The organism is Chitinophaga hostae, assembly GCF_018224885.1.
In the GTDB taxonomy this organism is placed as follows: domain Bacteria; phylum Bacteroidota; class Bacteroidia; order Chitinophagales; family Chitinophagaceae; genus Chitinophaga; species Chitinophaga hostae.
Genome location: NZ_JAGTXB010000004.1, coordinates 142,641 through 162,699 on the forward strand (window position 1 = coordinate 142,641; position 20,059 = coordinate 162,699).

Annotated in this window: 14 protein-coding genes; 13 read left to right on the plus strand and 1 reads right to left on the minus strand. The window is 41.7% G+C overall.

Annotated elements, in window-relative coordinates:
• Positions 1–161: 161 nt before the first annotated feature.
• From KE626_RS10250 to KE626_RS10260, 3 genes are read left to right on the plus strand one after another with little or no spacing between them, the layout of a single operon-like run.
• Positions 162–851, plus strand: a complete 690-nt coding sequence (locus KE626_RS10250) for a creatininase family protein (protein ID WP_211972794.1) — start codon at positions 162–164, stop codon at positions 849–851.
• Positions 852–860: 9 nt separating this feature from the next.
• Positions 861–1,484, plus strand: a complete 624-nt coding sequence (gene eda, locus KE626_RS10255; RefSeq protein ID WP_211972795.1) for a bifunctional 4-hydroxy-2-oxoglutarate aldolase/2-dehydro-3-deoxy-phosphogluconate aldolase — start codon at positions 861–863, stop codon at positions 1,482–1,484.
• Between the two features lie 36 nt (positions 1,485–1,520).
• Entirely contained in the window at positions 1,521–2,894 is a 1,374-nt protein-coding gene (locus KE626_RS10260; protein WP_211972796.1) for a sugar porter family MFS transporter, read from the plus strand.
• 31 nt (positions 2,895–2,925) lie between these two features.
• On the opposite strand, the gene KE626_RS10265 is transcribed toward KE626_RS10260, so the two are convergent.
• Entirely contained in the window at positions 2,926–3,843 is a 918-nt protein-coding gene (locus KE626_RS10265; protein WP_211972797.1) for an AraC family transcriptional regulator, read from the minus strand.
• Between the two features lie 127 nt (positions 3,844–3,970).
• Between KE626_RS10265 and KE626_RS10270 the strand changes: the two genes are divergently transcribed.
• From KE626_RS10270 to KE626_RS10315, 10 genes are all read left to right on the plus strand, one after another.
• Positions 3,971–4,780 carry an SIS domain-containing protein gene (locus KE626_RS10270; protein WP_211972798.1) on the plus strand — a complete coding sequence of 270 codons (810 nt, stop codon included), beginning with the start codon at positions 3,971–3,973 and terminating at the stop codon, positions 4,778–4,780.
• Between the two features lie 7 nt (positions 4,781–4,787).
• Entirely contained in the window at positions 4,788–5,573 is a 786-nt protein-coding gene (locus tag KE626_RS10275; RefSeq protein ID WP_211972799.1) for an SDR family NAD(P)-dependent oxidoreductase, read from the plus strand.
• Positions 5,574–5,598: 25 nt separating this feature from the next.
• A complete protein-coding gene (locus KE626_RS10280; RefSeq protein ID WP_211972800.1) occupies positions 5,599–6,924 on the plus strand; it encodes an FAD-dependent oxidoreductase in 1,326 nt (441 codons plus the stop codon).
• On the plus strand, positions 6,921–7,898 hold the full coding sequence (locus KE626_RS10285) for an ROK family protein (RefSeq protein ID WP_211972801.1): 978 nt from the start codon (positions 6,921–6,923) through the stop codon (positions 7,896–7,898). Before KE626_RS10280 ends, KE626_RS10285 begins: the two co-directional genes overlap by 4 nt.
• Positions 7,899–8,119: 221 nt before the next feature.
• The gene (locus KE626_RS10290) at positions 8,120–11,431 is read left to right on the plus strand and encodes a SusC/RagA family TonB-linked outer membrane protein (RefSeq protein ID WP_211972802.1); all 3,312 of its coding nucleotides are present in this window, start codon (positions 8,120–8,122) and stop codon (positions 11,429–11,431) included.
• Between the two features lie 24 nt (positions 11,432–11,455).
• On the plus strand, positions 11,456–13,252 hold the full coding sequence (locus KE626_RS10295) for a RagB/SusD family nutrient uptake outer membrane protein (RefSeq protein WP_211972803.1): 1,797 nt from the start codon (positions 11,456–11,458) through the stop codon (positions 13,250–13,252).
• A gap of 155 nt (positions 13,253–13,407) precedes the next feature.
• Positions 13,408–15,510 carry an alpha-galactosidase gene (locus KE626_RS10300; RefSeq protein ID WP_211972804.1) on the plus strand — a complete coding sequence of 701 codons (2,103 nt, stop codon included), beginning with the start codon at positions 13,408–13,410 and terminating at the stop codon, positions 15,508–15,510.
• Positions 15,511–16,343: 833 nt separating this feature from the next.
• On the plus strand, positions 16,344–16,541 hold the full coding sequence (locus tag KE626_RS10305; RefSeq protein WP_211972805.1) for a hypothetical protein: 198 nt from the start codon (positions 16,344–16,346) through the stop codon (positions 16,539–16,541).
• 401 nt (positions 16,542–16,942) lie between these two features.
• Positions 16,943–17,983 carry a hypothetical protein gene (locus KE626_RS10310; RefSeq protein ID WP_211972806.1) on the plus strand — a complete coding sequence of 347 codons (1,041 nt, stop codon included), beginning with the start codon at positions 16,943–16,945 and terminating at the stop codon, positions 17,981–17,983.
• 173 nt (positions 17,984–18,156) lie between these two features.
• Positions 18,157–20,058 carry an ATP-binding protein gene (locus KE626_RS10315; RefSeq protein WP_211972807.1) on the plus strand — a complete coding sequence of 634 codons (1,902 nt, stop codon included), beginning with the start codon at positions 18,157–18,159 and terminating at the stop codon, positions 20,056–20,058.
• The last annotated feature ends 1 nt before the right edge of the window (position 20,059 follow it).

Here is a 20,059-nt window from a genome sequence, read left to right on the forward strand (position 1 = left end):
TTTATAATCTATTCCATGATTGGAATACAAATATAGGTATGACGTTGCCTTAGATAGAATAATCTATTAATTTAAAAGTATTGTGAATTTTTTATCTAAATGCATTACATAGTTTTGAGTGACATGTTATTATTTCACGTTATTTTTAAAGACCAATGCATATGAAAGAGTGGATACACCTTACCTCAGATGAAGTAGACCAGTTAAACAGAAGTCTGCCGGTAATCATTCCGCTTGGGCTTACGGAAGCACATGGTCCCCATCTGGCAGTGAGTGTAGACACAGATGCTGCACTTTACTTTTCCAGGAGGGTGGCAGATGAAACGGGTGCTATCTTGGCACCAGCTGTTCAGTATGGATTTGCCGATGAAATGGCAGAGTATCCGGGAACATTGGGTGTTACTGCGACAACTTACATGGCAGTGATAACGGATATATGCCTCGCATTGTGCAAGAAGGGGTTTATGAAAATTATTTTTATTGCGGGACATGGTGCAAATAAAATTCCCTGCGAAATGGCGTTCTATAAGGTGTGGGAACAGTTTCCAATGTTCAAAGGTGTTTGCTGGAACTGGTGGAGCGATTGTGGTATTCGAGGTATTCATCATGCAGATAAAGGTGAAACAGAGGTGGCATTGGCATTAGGCACTACGGCTTATATGGAGCGGGTAAAAGACTTCAAAGTACAAAAGCCCTGGTATAAAATACGTTCAAGATATGCACTGGACCCTCGTTCCGGAGGGATTAACGGCAACCCTTCAGCCGCAGATATTGAGACTGGAAAAACAATGGTTGAACAGGCGGCACTGGCGCTGAACATGAAGGTAAAAGAAGCTATTTCGAATTACTAACTATTAACTATGCTGACAAGTTTCTTCAAACATAAATTAATGCCTGCCATCACATTTCACAATATAGAGGATGTTTTGCCGGTCACCAATGCATTACAGGAAGGCGGATTGGATGTGATGGAAATTACATTTCGTACAGGTATTGCGGCAAAAGCTATCGAACTGGTGAGAAAGAATTTTCCCGAAATGATTGTTGGGGCAGGAACGCTGCTGAATTCAGAACAACTGGCTATCGCTGTTCAGGCAGGGGCCTCATTTGGAGTAGCTCCCGGACTAAACGAAAAGGTAATAGGCACTGCCGCTGAAAAAAACTTTCCTTTTATTCCTGGCATAATTACAGCTTCGGAACTGGAGAAAGCATTGACGCTTGGTTGTAGGCTCGTAAAAATATTTCCCTGTAATCTTTCGGGGGGAATAGGTTTAATCCGGGCGTTGCAATCACCATATGCACATACTGGCATTCAGTTTATTCCAATGGGAGGGATCAATCTATCCAATTTGCATGAATATACGGCCCTCAATATTGTATTGGCAGCAGGAGGTTCATGGATAGCCTCCGAAGAGTTGATAGGGCAAAAAGGTTTTGACATCATCACAGAAAATGTAAGATGCTCAATTGCCATCACCCGGTAAAACCGACGTTCCAACAGATACGTTTAAAATTGATTTATGCCTGTCATTTCCCCTATAGCACAAGATGTTGCCACGAGAAAAATGGTTGTCAACAAAGGTTATGTCTTTCTGGTATGTGCCATTACCGCACTTGGCGGCGTATTGTTTGGATTTGACCTGGTGACTATTTCGGGCGCCATCAGTTTTTTGACTGCACATTTTCAACTGAACGATTTAGAGCAAGGCTGGGCGGTAGGTTCCATTAACCTGGGGTGTATTGTTGGCGCCCTGATTGGCGGAAAGCTTAGTGACACCTTGGGAAGGAAAAAGCTGTTGATTTTTTGCGCTGCATTGTTTGCTATAACAGGAGCTGGCACTGGCTGGGCATCGGGTTTTGATTTCTTTATTTGTTTTAGGCTATTGAGTGGCGTAGCAGTAGGGGCAGCAGCACTAGTGTGCCCGCTCTATATAGCGGAGATTTCCCCGGCCTATTTACGCGGCAGAATGGTATCTTTTTATCAGCTCGCAATCACTATTGGTATCCTGCTGGCTTATCTTTCCAACTATCTTTTGTTGAACACAGGAGCTGACAACTGGAGATGGATGTTTACCGCTCAGTCGATCCCTGCTACTTTGTTTTTTACCGGACTAATACTGGTATCAGAAAGCCCCCGTTGGTTGATACGTAAAAACAAAATCACAGAAGCTTCGGCCATCTTATCCAGAATTGGTGGTGATTTGTATGCAAAGGAGCAGGTGAACATTATCATCAATAGTTTTGCAAATGAAAAGAGAGAACGATTGGCCGATCTATTTCAGAAAAAAATGTGGTTCATTTTGATTACCGGCCTCGCTATTGCCGTTTTTTCACAGGCGGTGGGTCAAAATTCCCTGTTTTCATATGCCCCGCAGATTTTCAGGCACGTAGGAATAGCGCAAGAATCGGCGTTCCTGCAATCCCTGATTATTGGCGTAATTAATTTTCTGTTTACGTTTATTGCAATTGGATTAATTGATAAAGCAGGACGTAAAACCTTGCTAAGGGTTGGCTCATTACTGCTTTTTATAAATGCCCTGTTGCTGGCTGCCAGTTTTTACTTTCACTGGAATGGCGCTTGGACACTGATTTTTGTATTAACATTCATCGCTATTTATTCGGCTACTATAGGGCCGGTAACCTGGGTGGCATTGTCGGAGATATTTCCCAACCGTATTCGGGGAAATGCCATGGCAGCCTGTACTTTTGCGCTCTGGCTGGCTAATTTTTTTTCTACCGCCTCTTTCCCTGTTTTAAAATCAATTTGGGGATTGCCGTTTACGTTCATCCTGCACGGTGTGCTTTGCCTGCTATATTTTTTCTTTATAGAAAAACGGATTCCCGAAACTAAAGGGAAATCACTGGAAGAAATTGAGAAGACGCTGGTTGGCTGATGTTGCTATCAGCAACCGTACCAAGGTAGCGTTATTGATACGTCCGGGAGGGCAAGATGAATTCATTTATATATTGTCTGGGCGAAATACCCATCTGTTTTTTGAATAATCTGGAAAAATAATATGGGTCGTCAATGCCAATTTTTGATCCTACTTCACTAATATTATATTGGGTGGTATGAATGAGCTGTATTGCCTTTTGAATTTTTAAAAAATTAAAATAAGCTACCGGAGAATATCCTGTATGCTTCTTAAATTGTTTAAAGAAGAAAGAAGGTGACATACCTATATGTTTAGCAACTACTTCTACAGTTATTTTTTGCTCCACATTTTTTTTCATAAAAAGAACAGCTTCATTCAAGATATTTTCTTCAATGGGCGATGTTGTAGAAAAGCTATTGAAACTAGCCGGACATATAAAGCTGCCCAGGTAATTCGGCAATATAAGATTGGCATAAAGCAAATTAGCAACGCTAAAACCATTTGACAATGTTTTAAGCATCTGATTAAACAGGTTGTTTCTTTCTTCGGAGTAAACGGTATGAATAGGGGCGTCTTTTTGCGTGATTTTAACTGCATCCGCTATTTCACCAGCGCCGCTCCCGGCAATATGTACCCAGAAAATGCTCCAGGGAGACTTGTCAGCAGCGCCATAGCTATGCGCAGAAAAAGGTGGTATAATGTAAGCATCCCCAGCTTTAAGGATAAATTTCTTTTTGCCTAGTATTATCCATCCTTCACCATCAAAACAATATAATAGCACCGCATAGGAAACCTGCCCGGCCTCTCTTTTATAGTAGTGATTCACTGCATGGGGGAAAATACCCATACGATTAATGTATAATCTTTGTATTAAAGGGAGACGGCTACATTTGGATAATATCTTTTTAGGAAAAGCAACTACCTGCCCGCCTTCATAACTGATGTCTGTTTGTCTATCCTGCTGCATGGAATTTGTTAATTAAATGATGCCGAAACAAAGATAGTATAATCTATCTTTTTTAAAGGATTGTATATTTTTTCACTAACAATACAGCCTAACTTTAGGGTAGTTAAAACTAAAACGGAAGAATTATATGAAACTAACGTTCCCATACCAGTTGGAGACGATTCAGCAGAAAATATTTCAGCAGGAAGAAATCCTGAAGCAAGTAGCTGGTTTATATGCTGATGCAATTGAACATGGAGGATTAATACATGTATATGCCAACGGTCACTCCCGCGTTACAGTAGAAGAATTGTGTATACGGATGGGGGCCTTAACAGGTTTTCGAGCTATTCTATCTACCGGCCTGACTACTTTTACTGATGTTGTGGGTTCAAATGGATTAAGGTTAAATCAGTTTTTTGAGAAAGTAGAAAATAGCGGAGCTGCTCTCCTTGATGAAATTGATTTTGGTCCCCACGATGTATTGCTGGTGGTGACAGCCACGGGTACCACGGCGGCAGCGGTGGATGTAGCACAGGAGTTTATTAAACGGTATCCTTCATTGCCTATTGTAGCGCTGTCATGTGCAGAACAGTCGAAAAACGCTCCTGCAAAACACAGCTCAGGCCTAAATTTATGGGCAGTAATTGAAAAAGCGGAAAGAGGGTATTTTATTGATAATGCCATGCCAACAGGCGACTTAAGTACCGAAGTGGCTGCACCTGAACGTACCTATAAAATTTGCCCGCTGAGTTCTATTGGTGCACTAACGGTGGTACAATCGCTGAACGAACTTACATTGCAGGCATTGACAGAAAGGGGGATAGCACATTTTGTGTTGCAAAATATGCATCTGAATGATACCTCCGTAAACTATGACTCATGGCTGAGGGACCAGCGCCGGAGATATGCCAAAGCAACTAACAACGAGGAAGCGGTGAAGCCTATGAGTAAATAGTATGAGAGTGAGAACAAAAGGTGTGTATATTATCACGGGTGCCAGTGGCATTGCCGCCGAAACAATTAAGTTATTGGCTGCTGCTGGTCATCGGGTGTTTTTCATCGGTAAGGAAGCCGCTCAATGTGAGACTCTTGCAGATGAGTTGCAGAAGTTGTATTTACATGCAGACTATATGACCGGTGATCTTACGGATGTTCACGTAGTTCAACAACTCGTGTCAGTTTGCGTTAATAAATATGGCCGCATCGAAGGATTGTTTAACGTAGCTGGTATCAGTGGCAGAAAGTATGGGGATGGTCCGTTGCATGAATGTACATTGGAGGGATGGCAAGTTACATTAAATAACAACCTGACCACACAATTTCAGATGTGTAAATGTGTATTGAATCAAATGCTTATGCAAAAGCCGGATGAAAATGGTATGAGAGGAGTTATACTGAATATGTCCAGTGTGTTGGCTTTTTCTCCTGAGGCAAGAAATTTCAATGCCATAGCATATGCCACCAGTAAGGGCGCCATTATCAGTATGACAAAGGCCGCCGCTGCATATTATGCTAAAGATAAAATAAGAATCAATGCGATAGCGCCGGGATTAGCATTCACAAACATGAGCGCAAGGGCATCAGAAAATGAAGAGATTGTCGCTTACATGAAAGAAAAACAGCCATTGGCAGGAGCAACAATGCCAGCAAAAGACGTAGCTAAATCAGCTGTGTTTCTGTTAAATGACAATTCCTGCATGATAACCGGTGAAACACTCACGGTAGACGCAGGGTGGAGCATTTCCTAACAAAAAAATTCCAGGGTTATAAATCATGAATTATGTAAAAAGCATTGAATTAAAGGGCGAGTATGATGTAATTGTTACTGGTTCCGGATCTGCCGGTTCCACAGCTGCTATTGCTGCTGCCAGAGCAGGCGCAAAAACGCTGCTGATAGAGCGGTTGCCATTCCTGGGGGGTATCAGCACTGCGGTATTAGATACATTTTATGGTTACTATACTCCGGGCAAAAAATCTAATAAGATTGTTGGTGGTATTGCTGATGTGGTAGTACAGGAATTGAAAAGTTACAACGCTTGTTTTGAGCGACCTAATACCTTTGGCGCGGGTACCGGTATTACCTATCACCCAGAGTATCTGAAGATCGTTTGGGAAAACCTGGTACTAAAGGCTGGATGCGATATACTGTTGAACGCCTGGGTACAGGATGTAATGAAGAACGGTGACTATATTGATAGCCTGGTCGTAGCTACTAAAAGTGGACTGGCCTTATATAAGGCAAAGCAATATGTTGATACAACAGGGGATGCAGATATTGTTTACCTGGCTGGATATGATTTTGAACTGGCAGGAGAACAGGAACCTGCTCAGACACTGACCACCACTTTTAAGATGGTTAATGTAGATGCTGTCAGCAGGAAAGCACTTTCTAAAGAAGCTTTTCATCAGCTGATGACAGATGCAGCGGAAAGTGGAAAATATAACCTACCAAGAAAAGAAGGCAGTGATCATATTACACCCGTTACGGGGATGACGGCTACCATCATGACAAGGCTGAAATCCTATGACGTGCTGAATGGAAAAACGGTCAATGCTACTAATCCCGAGTTGTTGAGTAGTGCAGAAATAAGGGGAAGACAGCAGGCATTGGAGTATATCCGTTTTCTGCAGGACTGTGTACCAGGTTATGAAAGAGCACAACTCTCGACTTTTGGTGTGCAGATTGGTATCAGGGAAACAAGAAGAATATACGGTGAATACCGGCTTACAGAAGCGGATGTATTAGCAGCCAGGCAGTTTGAAGATCAGGTAGGCCTTTGTGGGGCGCCGATGGAAGATCATCACGATGGAGCAGACACCAAATGGGGATACTTGCCAGACGGGAAGACGGTAGGCATCCCTTATCGCACCCTGATACCGAAGAATACGCAAAACATGCTGGTCGCGGGTCGCTGCTTTAGCGCCAGCCATGTGGCACACAGTAGTGTGCGCTCTATGGCGCAATGTATGGCCATGGGTGAAGCGGCAGGCACTGCGGCAGCCTTATGTGTTGCCGGGGATATTTCTCCTGTAATGCTCGATGCAGCCATGTTACGTCAACAACTTTTACGTCACGGAGCAATAATTGATGAACCATGAGTCAAGATTTTATTATATCATTTGATGCTGGTGGTACCCGCTTGAAGGCCGTGGTGATGGCGGCGGACGAAGAAAGAGTATTGAAAACTTTTTATACTTCTTCAAACGCGCACCATGGAGCAGATGCGCTGATGAAGGCTATCGAAGAATCGGTTGCCGGTACTCAATCGGAAATGGGCGATGGGTTGCTGGGTATTGGCCTAAGCCTGTCGGGTGTGATAGATACTGATAAGGGGGTTGTTTACCTGCCGGGAAAGTTTAAGATGCTGGAGGGGTTTCCATTGGTAGAAAAACTAAAGGAGAAATTTCAATTGCCGGTTATTGCCGATAATGATGGACGGCTGGCGGTATATGCAGAAAAACACATAGGACTTGCGAAAGATAAGAACTGGGTGGTGGGGCTTACTATTGGCACTGGGATAGGATCAGGGGTAATTATCGATGGGCGGATGCTGACAAATCGCTCTTTGTTGTTTGGTACACAGGTGGGTCATTTAATTTTGAACTCAGCCAGCAATCAGTTATGTCTTACCGGAAATTATGGCACGGGAGAAACGCTATGTTCGGCTACAGCATTGGTATTGCAAGTACGAGGTGCCATTCAGCGGGGCTTACCTTGTATTTTGTCTGACGAATATTTTGCAGACCCATTATTGGTGGATTTCGAAAAGATTACATATGCCTGTCGCCAGGGAGACACCGTTTGCTTTCGGGAAATGGAAAAATGGAGCGATAACCTGGCTAACCTGATCGTAAATGCAGTACATGCCTATTCACCGGAATTGATCATATTAGGAGGAGGCGCAACCCTGGCCGCCGATCTCTTTTTAGACAAAGTAAGGGAAAAAGTAAACCGCCAGGTATTTCGTTACCCGATCGGGGAACCTGTACCTATTGAAGTTTCGCAAATGCAGGAATATGCCAGCGCATTAGGAGCAGCGCTGTTTTTAAAGTATTCTTTGAAGGAGAAATAAGCCTTCTTATTTATAATCAACCAAAACCTTTTGCCATGAGTAATAATTCCACTTGAATTAAAAAAAGGAGAATGCGGAAAACATTCTCCTCCGTCTGATAATAACAATAAATGCCCTGCAAGACATTTGTGATTATGTGAATCAAACAAAATAAAGGTATGAAAAACTGTTCTTATGACCTATGGTCATACGCCGTTCCGCGCAGAAAAATATCCCCTTACTTGAAAATAGTAACTTTCCTTTCTTTAATTAGCTTAAATGTTTCTGCCGGAGATGGCCGAAAAAACATCAACCGAGAACTTGCCTCAACTGTTTCAGACAATTCCACATTTAATGAATTTATTGTACGTACAAAAGATAATTATGCGAACACGATTACAGGAATAGTAAAGAATGAAAAAGGGGAACCGCTACCGGGTGTTTCGATAAAGATAAAAGGAAAAACAACTGGTACCAGTACAGCCTCAGATGGGCATTTCTCAATTGGCGTGGAGGTTGGGCAGGTACTGTCATTTTCTTACGTAGGGTATTCACCACTGGAAGTTACAGTTGCCTCTCAACAGTATTTGAATATTACACTGAAGTCGGCTGAAAGTAAAGTAGACGAGGTAGTGGTAGTCGGATACGGTACCCAAAAGAAAGTAAACCTTACAGGTGCAGTACAGGTGATTAGTGGAAAAGAACTGGAAAACAGGCCCGCGACTAATGTAACAGCCTTGCTGCAAGGCACTGCAAACGGAATCACTTTCAATGCACCAGCTTCTGGATTTGCTCCGGGAAAAGCACAAACGATTGCTATCAGGGGAAATGCTTCTTTGAATAGTAGTACACCCCCACTGGTGGTTATTGACGGAATACCTACCAATATGGAGGATTTTAATACATTGAATCCAGATGATGTTGAAAGCGTGGTTGTTTTGAAGGATGCAGCGGCCAGTGCTATTTATGGATCACGTGCGCCTTACGGAGTGTTGATGGTTACACTGAAAAAGGGAAAGAAGAATCAGAAACCAGCTTTTACCTATTCAGGTAGTTATGCTATTGTAAAGCCAGTGAACTATCCTGATCCCCTGGATGCCTATACATTCGCACTGGCCAGAAATGAATCTTACATCAACTCTCATCAAAGCGTTTATTTTAATGCCGACCAATTAGCCATCATTAAAGGAAATGTGGAGAATCCTGGAAAATATACCCTAGACCAGCTCGTACCATTATTGGCGGATGGATCATGGGGATGGGGACAAAATGGAATGGCTAATACCAACTGGTTTAAAGTATGGCTGAAAGACGCTAAAAGGCAAACACACGAATTGTCGTTGCGCGGCGGAACAGAGAAAACAAATTACTTCGTTTCCGCAGGGTACCTGAATCAACCAGGCATATTTAAACACGTGTCTGATTTTGATAATTATAAGAGATTCAGCCTGAATGGTGGTTTTAATACAGATATTAACAGTTGGATTAAACTGGGTTTTCGCACCCGTTATTCGTTAGCTAAAACAGTTACCCCCACCTTAGGGGGGGCTGGCATGGGACTGCTTTATGGTTATGTATATGGAGCATGGCCAGTGGTGCCTGAAAAAAATCCTAATGGCTACTATAACTGGTCCAGTCGTATCGCTGACGGAGAACAGGGGGGACAAAGCCGCGATGATCAGCACCGTTTGGATAACGTACTGGAACTGAATCTCAATCCCGCAAAAGGTTGGGATATCCATATTGATGGTACGTGGCGAATGTTTTTTGAAGATTATCAGGCATTGAATAACCAGGTCGTACAACATTTTTATGCGGATGGAAGAACAATTATTGCCGGTAGTTCATCTATTAGCAAAACATACAATTTTTCCAACTATTGGACAACACAAGGCTATACTTCCTATACTACCACATTAGGTAAACATTTCATCAAAGTAATGGGAGGTATGCAAGCCGAGGAAACGAATAATCGTGGGTTGAGTGGCAGCGGTGGAAATATGCTTATTCCAGATAACTATTCCATCAATTTATCCCAACAGAATAAGACTGCTAGCGACGCCATGAGCACCTGGTCGACTGCTGGTTTTTTTGGAAGGGTTAATTATGTCTTTGATGACAGGTTTTTGCTGGAGGTGAACGGTCGTTATGATGGTTCGGCGCGTTATGCTCAAAGCAAACGATGGGGATTTTTCCCTTCTATGTCTGCCGGATGGAACATTAGCAGCGAAAAGTTTTGGGGTAAATTGCAGCATATCGTAAATTATGCTAAGATCAAGGCATCTTACGGTACACTAGGTGATCAGGGTAACATTGCTAACTTCCTGTATATTCCTACTTTATCCGTTAGCCCGAATACCAGCTGGGTTTTTGGTGCCCAAACGTTACCGTATGTGAATACACCGGGATTGCTAAACCCCGATATTACCTGGAATAAAATAACCACCCTTAATATTGGCACCGAACTGAAGTTCCTTGACAGCCGGCTTTCTGCGGAGTTTGACTGGTTCAGCCGAAGGTCCTGGGATATGTTGGGGCCTCCAAGCCCGGTACCATCAGTGCTGGGTACTACTGCGCCATTAGTAAATAATGCCGCATTTGTGACGAAGGGATTTGAGTTGCAGCTGGGATGGAAGGATAAAATTTCCAACAAGCTGGACTATGGCGTAAGGGTTTTCGTATCAGATGCGCAAAGCACCATTACAAAGTATAATGTGGCGCAAAACTATGTGGGACAATGGTATCCAGGTATGAAAATGGGGGAAATATGGGGCTACCATGTAGAACGGTTATTAAATCAGAATGACTTTAATCCCGACAATACCTTAAAAATATCTCAATCCATCTTTAGCACAAACTGGTATTCTGGGGATGTGAAATATGAAAAATTGAACAATAAATCGACTGATGCATTGTCAACAGGAGATGGAACCGTTGAAAATCCAGGAGATCGAAAGGTGATTGGCAACACCACGCCAAGATATAACTACAGTATTAATATCAGCCTGGGCTACGCTTTAGGAAAGGCAGGGCGGCTCGATTTTTCCATACTGGCACAAGGGGTTGGAAAGCGTGACCAGGTAGGCAACTACTCTATGTATTATTGGGGTATGGGATCAGAAACCGGCAATAACTCTGATGTCAATATTTACAAAGGAGGAAAACAGCTGGATTTTTATAGGGATGCATCTAGCTCACCCGAGTTGTTGGCAAAACTAGGGTCCAATACGAATGCCTTTTTCCCAAGGCCATATATTGGCGGTGACGGTTTTAAAAACTTCCAGCCAAGCGATCGTTATCTGATTAATCTGGCCTATCTGCGGATCAAGAATATTCAGCTGATGTATACACTGCCTGCTGAATGGGTACATAGATCGAGGTTTCAGAGCTGCCGGATATATTTTTCCGGTGAGAACCTCTTTACTATCCATTCTTCTTCCTTGCCTTATTGGGTAGATCCGGAAATACCAGCCTCTAACTCTTACGCCGGATGGGTGGGAAGGAATTATTTCCAACAGGCAAGTTATTCTTTCGGTGTTAACCTTGGATTTTAATGCTCAATTTAAAAAATTATAACAATGAATACCTCAGTATATACAAACTGTAAAAAAGCGAGATGGCTGCTACTACTGGTATTTACCATTTTATTGGTATCGTGCACAAAATTTTTAGATAAAGGGCCACTGGATACCTTATCTCAAACAAATTACTGGCAAACCGCAGCCCAGCTTGATATGTATATAGTTGGGAAATACCAATGGCTTCCCGAAACTAATTTTTGGAATGATGCTACCTCTGACAATATGATGGGAGGGGGCTATGTTGGAGGATATAGTCGATATATGAATGGGCAAACCGTTACTCCAACAGCGGCCGGTAGTGGCGGCTGGAGCTGGGGGCCTGTGTATGAAATAAACTATTTCTTCGATAATTATCAGCAATGCAAAGATCCTTTCGAAAAATACAAACAGACATTAGGAGAAGCCTGTTTTTTAAAGGCGTTGGTATATCACAACCTGGTAAAGCAGTTTGGTGATGTTCCATGGTACTCACATGCCATTAGCGCTACTGACCAGGCGGCATTGACCCGGAAAAGAGACACTCGCGCACTGGTGGTAGATTCTATTATGGCATTAATAGATAAATCCATAGATCTTTTAGGAACTCGTGCCACAGTGGGAGTTAATAGAATTAACAAAGAAACAGCTCTTATCTATAAATCAAGAGTGGCACTATATGAGGCCAGCTGGGCAAAGTATCATAAAAATACACCTTCGGCCTCTGGGGTAAATGCCAGCGCATATTTCCAGAAGGTCATAGATGCTTATACACAATTGAAATCAATTTCAGGCGATTTTGCAGGTATGATTTACAGTACAGGGCATCCTGGGGTAGATTATTTTAATCTGTTTAACCAGGAAAATTATTCCACCGTGAATGAGGTTACGTTAAGTCATACTTATTCAAACAATATTATCGGAGCTACAGGTAATTCCGTAAACTGGTGGACAACAGTTGGATATTTTGACAGAGGATATACACTGGCTTTGGCTCAGGCTTTCCTTGATAAAAATGGGAATACGATTGATGTTACCAACAATACACTGTTTCCTAAGAAGGGCGCCTCTTGTTTACCCGATCTGAAGGCAGCATTAGATCCTCGTTTTGGGCAATCCATTTTTGTTCCTGGCGACCATTTTAATAATGTGCTTGATCCTAACCGGGTTTATACCATTTGTGAAAATCTTGGCACTAATTATTACAATGCAACTGCAACCGGCTATTGGCCTAAAAAGGGGAATAATCCTGACATTAACTACAACAGCCAGGCGGGAAATCCTACGACCTCAGGTATTTGCTTTAGGGTACCGGAAATAATGCTTAACTATGTAGAAGCCTATGTGGAATTAAACAATACCCTGCCCGACTTGTCCGATAACATAGACAAGATAAGGGCGAGGGTTGGAATGCCGGCGCTTACCAATCATCTTCCTAATGTAGATGCCACCTGGCCGAATTATGGGTACATTATTGCTGATATCCTGGCCATTGTTCGCAATGAACGTAATACCGAACTGTTTGGTGAAGGATACAGAATGGATGACTGGAAGCGCTGGAGGGCGCATGCCTTATTCAATAGCGACGCCAGCAGACCCCGGGGATTCAAATACGATCCGGCTGATTACGACGCTGCTACCAATGCAACGCTGTCAACCCAGTTGGATAGCAAAGGGTATTATGACCCCTGGAAATCTGTGCTTCCTAACGGTTTTAAGTTCAGACCAGAAAAAGATTACCTGTCTCCAATTCCTTTGGAAGATATTACCCGGAGTAACAGGAATCTTACGCAAAATCCGGGTTGGGACGCACCGTGAAAATAAATTTTGTTGCAAGCCGTATCCGTAAATTGTCCCGGCATGTTATAATTTCACGCCGGGACAATTTTAGTAATGTAACACAGATGAGGTTACGAAAAACTTGGTTCACTATATTAAACTAATACTTTCTCAGTCAAATAAAATCGATTTTGATGCATAGTAATTCCCGGCTGTTAATGTTTATTATCTTTTTTCTTTCTCTTCCCTTTTTTCTAAAAGCCGAAGACAACCATTGTATCATACAACGCCAAAGCGATTCGGTATTCATTTTAAAAAATGCTCGTGTTACGCTGAAAGGTCCGGAAATCATTGCATCAACAGGTAAAATAGCGCGTGCATGGAAATTGACGGGCCAGGGACTGCAAACCATTAGTCTGCAGGATCTGCGCAAGAAAAGGGAATTTGCTGTTTCAAATCCAAAAGCAGTCTGCGACTGGGACCTTCCAGGCGCTATAAATGATACATCAACCGCAGAATGGCTGAAAACAACAGTGTCTGAAGATGATGATGAAGGCTTCAGTAATCGGCATTTACAGATCATTTCGGAATTTAGGTATCCCTATGCAAAACTAATGCTTCAATACGTGGTCTGGGTCTACCCGGATGCGGTGGGCATGCGTACACAAATTCGCGTGAAAGCCATGCCGGGATTTGATCCCGTCAATATCAAAGATGATGAAGGGATAGAAAATCGCTTTGGAAATAATATGGCTACGCCTGGACCCCGTTGTGACTATTTGCCTTTGAATTTTAAGGCGGAAAACCAGCGTAGGTATTGGGGATATTACAACAATCCCGGTGGCCGGCACGATCCCAGCCGCTTGATGTTGGAGGAAAAGATAGTAACAGGTTACCCGCTTTTTTTAACGGAAGATAACGACTGGGCCAGCGGCATCAGCGTGGAATATAACCAGGGAAGTGAAGGAGTATGTGTTGTAAAAGAATCACCCAAATGCGTTAACCAGAAAGCACATTACACAGGAAGTTTTTATTCCAGCCCCATTGGCCTGTCAGTTACGGGGTGGGGCCTTTCGGCAAAGGAAATACTGCCCGAACGTTACCGGGAGTGTTGGGCCACCTGGATTATACTCTGGGATGGGGGCAATGACGGAATGCAACTGGCATTGAAAAAGTTTGATAGGGCCAGGTATCCGGTTTTTCCTGATAGAGATATGTTTTTATTGAGCAATACCTGGGGACCGGCCAATCCGGATGGTGCACAATTCACAGATGAAAATTATTTAATGAAGGAAATTCCTGCGCTGGCCAATGTAGGCGTGGAACTCATGCAAATAGATGATGGCTGGCAAAAGGGGGGCCGCTTCAGCGATGCAAAAGGCTTTACCCCAAAGTATAAAAACGGTTGGAAGGATTTAAAAGCTAAAGCAGACGAATATAAGTTAAGGTTTGGCCTATGGGCAACAGCGCAATATGTTACCACCGAAGAACTGAGGAAAAATGTGGATGAATTGGGATTCGTTTCCTGGAAAATGGACTTTGATCATCTGAAAGACAGAAAAGATTATGAAGACCGCACCCAAAAATATAGGGATGTCATGAAATATGCACCTATGAAAACTCAGTTCACGCTTTGTCCCGAATATGATGATCCTCGCTATGGGTGGTACTATTTCAAGGAGTATGGCAGTATTTACTTTCAAAATATACAGGAAGGATTGCCAGAACATCTCACTATGGTACCCTATCAGGTATTGATGCAGCATTGGCTAATGTCGAAATATTTTAATAGTAACAAACTGCAAGTGTTGCTGCAAAACCCAAAGCGTTCAAACGGGGATCGTAGTGATGCTCCGTTGCACAGCCACTCCTATTGTTTTGCGATGGGGTTGCCTTTTGTACCATGTTTTTTTCAAAGTGCCCAGTACCTTGATTCCGCCGGTACAAGGGAATTGAAAGACTTTATTGCATTGTATAAAAGGTATAGAAAAAGTATGTTTACAGCTTACACTTTCCCAATTGGACATCAACCAGATAATGAAAGTTGGTCCGGGTTTCAGATGGTTAGCGAGGAAGGGTTGAAAGACAATTACCTTTTATTGTTCAGGGAAATCAATAATCAGGAGGCTATGAGAAAAGTGAAATTGAAATTCCTGGCGGGGAAAATGATTAAAGTAAGCAATCTTAAGACCGGACAAATTTTTATCAGGAAAGTGGGCAACGCTGGTTTATGTGAGTTTAGTATAAAGCATCCAGCCGATTTTTTGTTGCTGAAGTACGAGGTGATAGCAAATTGATGTAAACACGGCGATTCTTTCGATGCGGTATTGCAGAAGAGAAGCCTCAGGGCCGGAAAAGTTTCATTCGTGAATTATAACCAGCCATTTTTATTCTCGTAAGCAAAAAGCCAAGGTAACTGTTTATTAACCCTAATGACAGTTAAATTGAAAGTTCAGCTGTTTTATGTGAATTGAAGCGCTGGAGTCTTCGCGATCAATCTGAGAATTTCAATATGTACTATCATAGCAATTGGAAAGTAGGGTGTGATACGGAGATAGGATTACCAATTTTTTGTAGAAGAGGGATCTTGGGTCGACTATCAGAAATAAGTATATTTACCTCTTTTTTTCTTACAAGTAAGTGGATGGACTTGAAAAAGAATATCTATAAACACGGAATAGATAACCCCATGATTTTTGAGGTAGAGTTATCGTCTCAGAATAAATCGACTAACCCAGGATCCAGGAAAATCGGAAAGGAAGGGAGGGTAAAAAGGCGGCTTCTCTTAAATCAGAAGACAAACAATAGGCTACAACGTCTCATACCTGTCGTCGCTCTTTTTGCACCTATGAATTTTTTGCAGGTACTCCGGTTGAACTAATTATGAAAATAAGTGGACATAAGAGTTTGCGTGATTTTTATAAGTACATAAGGATTACCCCGGAAGAAGCTGGTCGTAAAATTAGAGAAATCTGGGAGCAAAGTAATAATTTAAAGGGATTTGAAGAGGTGACGCTTATAAAATGTTAATCTGCTCACGAGTTTTGTAGAAATTCCAAAGGCAGAAAATAGCCTCATTTACTACAGGTCATGAACAGTATGGATTTTGCCAACCTGCAATTTTCTACCATTGGCCCGCACTGCCATTGTTAAAAATTCTTTCGCCGGAATTACGGCGAAATCACGGACTTTATGCGATGTGATAGACTTCCACAACCGTCGTTTTTGCGGAGAAAGTGAGAGCCGGGAAGAAGTCCGGCGTACACTGAAGCGCTTTGAGATCACAAAAGAAAAGGTGATCGCTTTCCTGAAAGCCCAGTATCATTAAATCGTAAATAAAACCATTGTTACTTTTTTATCTTATTTACCGGGTATGATCGTACGGTAAATGAAGCAAGTGTTTGGCATCAGAAAATTAGGCGGAATTGATACAATCCCTTATTTTTAACATGCTTTTTAGGAAACCATTGGTTTCCAGAAGGCTCTTTGTAGAATCCCTATTTGAGAATCAACCAAAGATGTATGAATTCGAGTTGTAGCAGTCAAAATTATTTTTTCCATATTTTCTGACCTGGGAGAGGACGTGCAGGTAATTAGACCCGTCACTTTAAGATTTTTGTAAGGGGAAGGAAAATAGGGATAGAATACCTGAATTTTACTATATCTGTATGGAATACCCTCAAAATGAGTATCAATAACTCAAAATATTCCTAATCAAAAAACCCCACTATGATCAAGCACATCCTATTTTTGCTAGTGATTGTATTTCCCCTTATCGTCTTGGGCCAAACCTCTGTTAATTTGAACCTGAAATCAAGAGATGGTAACTATCAGAAGAAAAAATCAGAGCTTGAGGCAAAGTTGTCCGAACTCAAAGAAAAATTGAAGAAGAATCAGGAAAGCCTAGGAGAATCTGGTGAACTGCTCGCGATTGCACCCAGCGGAGTTTCAGAGTTGACGGTAGTGGCAAAATTGAGGGCCAAAATTTTCGAATTACAAAGGGAGCAAAAGAGCCTTGAGGAAGAAAAAAGTAAGGTGGAAACTGAATACAATAATTTGGAACCCCAAAGCGGAAAGTTCAGTATAAAGGAGTTAGCGAGGTTCGGGATTTATGGTATCGGGAATACCAGTACATCCACATTATCAAACCTGAATGCTTCGGGTAAGTTCTCGGGATATTTCCGCCCCTTTAGATCTGAGCGCCAGTTTGCAGAGATATTAATGGCTTTTAATATCAATGCCACCAATACAGATAGTTTGTTAAACAGTACTTTCCTGTTTCCGGATGTAGGAGTTAATTCTTCTTATCTAAGAGGCAGTTATAATTTTAAGTTTAACGGGAGTTCAGATATGGAGTTCTTTCTGCTTTCTCCTTTTGCTGAATTTTCCTTTAAGAATATACGCGGAAGGCTGGCTGATTCTACAAAAAACTTCTATACGTTAAATTACACACTGGGTGGCTCAGTACAATGGCTTTTGCGGGATGATGATATTAATATTACTATTTCGCTGACCCCTTATTATAGCCGCGTTGTGGTGCCTTCTTCGAGTGAGAAAGATTATAAATACCTGATTAAACAAGAAAGGAATGACAATGTTGCAACCAAGGTCAATTGCCTGGGTGTAAAGTTTGCAGCACAGATTAATTACTTTCAGATATTTACGGACCTAAGATGGGCGGTCAAAGAAAAAAAGGAGTTACCAAATGATATGGCCGGATTCCATCCCAATATTGGAATCACCTTTAATGCGCAGATCTTCGAACGATGAATAAATGTTTGCAGTCTATGGTTTAACCAAAGACTGCAAACTTCCCTATCCAGTAATCAGGGTATAAACCATGCCTGTGGTTAAGAGGGTCTTAAAAAGTAATGCTAAAATTAAACAGCCATAAGGTTATCGTATAGAAAGAATAAGTTTCACTTTGGTTTATTATAGACAATATGGAAATACATTACATCTGGATTAAGAGCTACAATTCCATTAAGGAGTCCGGCATCAACGTTTCATCCCGGTATATTATTGAAATGCAGCCCGACTTACCAAAAGATCATCCTTTCGATCATTCCCAGTATAAAATGATCATTAAGAAGAACAATGACTATCTACCGTTTTTATTTGAGCAGGAAAATATTGTAAATGTAAATGCGATTATAGGAAAAAATGGCGCCGGTAAATCCAGCATATTGGGCTACATGTGTGACCATTTTTCAGAAGGATTTTTGGACACTCTTAGCGAAGATGTACTGGTTTATTCTGTATTGGAGAGTGAAAATGAGGTTTTTTATGTGCTTCATCCCCATACGATGAAACTCAATAAGGTTAATGAAACGAATGAAACATTTAAATTTATACCGTATCAGAAACCATTAAGTGGTCCGGTTAAAGAACATCTTAAGCAGAACAACTATATCTATTATTCTTATTTACTGGACTACAATTCAAATTTGCAGGCACTGGAAAATACAGGTTTTTATAATTTGTCCACCACCTTTTTTCTTTCTAGCCAGCGGAGAAGGAATATGGAGGAATTCAGGGAATTAGGGATCACTAAAATTGACTTTGACAGCAATTCTGATCTGGATCACCTCATCACAAGTGAGGTTGCCAAAGCAATTGATCTGATTGCAAGTATGAAAGATCACGGACTAGACTATTTGCCAAGTAGTGTTGATGTTGGTATACTTGAAGATGATCAGTTGTATTTACAAAGCAAAAAAAACATTAGTCCCGGCTTGAGTCAGGTGCAGGGCGTACTGAATAAACTAAGGCAAAATTTAAGCAAAGCAACAAATGAGTTTTATGTTTTTGAGGAATTGGCTATTGCCATCTTTGCCAATTTCTGCCGGCAAGTCCTTGATGCTCATCCTAACATTGCCCCATTTAGGGAGAACAAAGCCATCCACAAAATTGACTCCCTAAGTCCAGTCCAATTTTTAAAAGCATTTTTCAAGGAGTTGTCTGAAAACGACGAGGCATCAAAGCTTCTTCCGAAGCAATACAGAGACTATGCGGGTGTAATAGAGTCCTTTTTCGACAAACTTAAACAAATGATCTTGCCCAAAACGGGAAGTACATTTTCGAAAGTCCGGCAGAAGTCATTTAGCATCCCCATTGTGGATACGACAATGAATGATTTTAGGGAACTCATGGGATATATTTTACAATTGAAAGGGCAAACCCCATTTGTGAGTTTTTTTTGGCGCAGTTTAAGCGGCGGTGAACAGTCTTATCTGTCTTTTATGGCTAGGTTCTTTTCCGTAGCAAAGGATTTAAAGTGGGGCTATTATAAGGATCTGGTCATCTTAATCGACGAAGGGGATATTGGTTATCATCCTGCCTGGCAGCGCAAATTTCTAAAGACCACAATCGATTTTCTGTCCACATTATTTAAGGACAACAGGCTGCAAATCATTTTCACGGCCAACAGCCCATTTATCTCTTCCGATCTGCCAAAAAGTAATATTGTCTTTTTAAATAAGGAGGAAGGGGAGCCACTGGAAATTTTAGGAAAGAACAATGACCGCGAATTGACCTTTGGAGCTAACATTCATACCTTGTTTTCAGATTCCTTTTACATGGAAGGTATCTTAATCGGGGATTTTGCAAAGGATAAGCTGCAAGGATTACTAAAAGACTTAAACGAAGAGAATTACAACAGAAAATTTAATAAAAAAGAGAAAGACCAGCATCTTAAACTTATCGACCAGATTGGAGAGCCCATTTTAAGAAGAAAAATGGAAATGATTTGGCAAACGCAAAATGCGGATGATGGCGAACTAGAAATTTTAACTCGGAGAATTGAGGAAATCAAGCGGAAGAAACTAAAAAAGAGTAAAAGCTAAA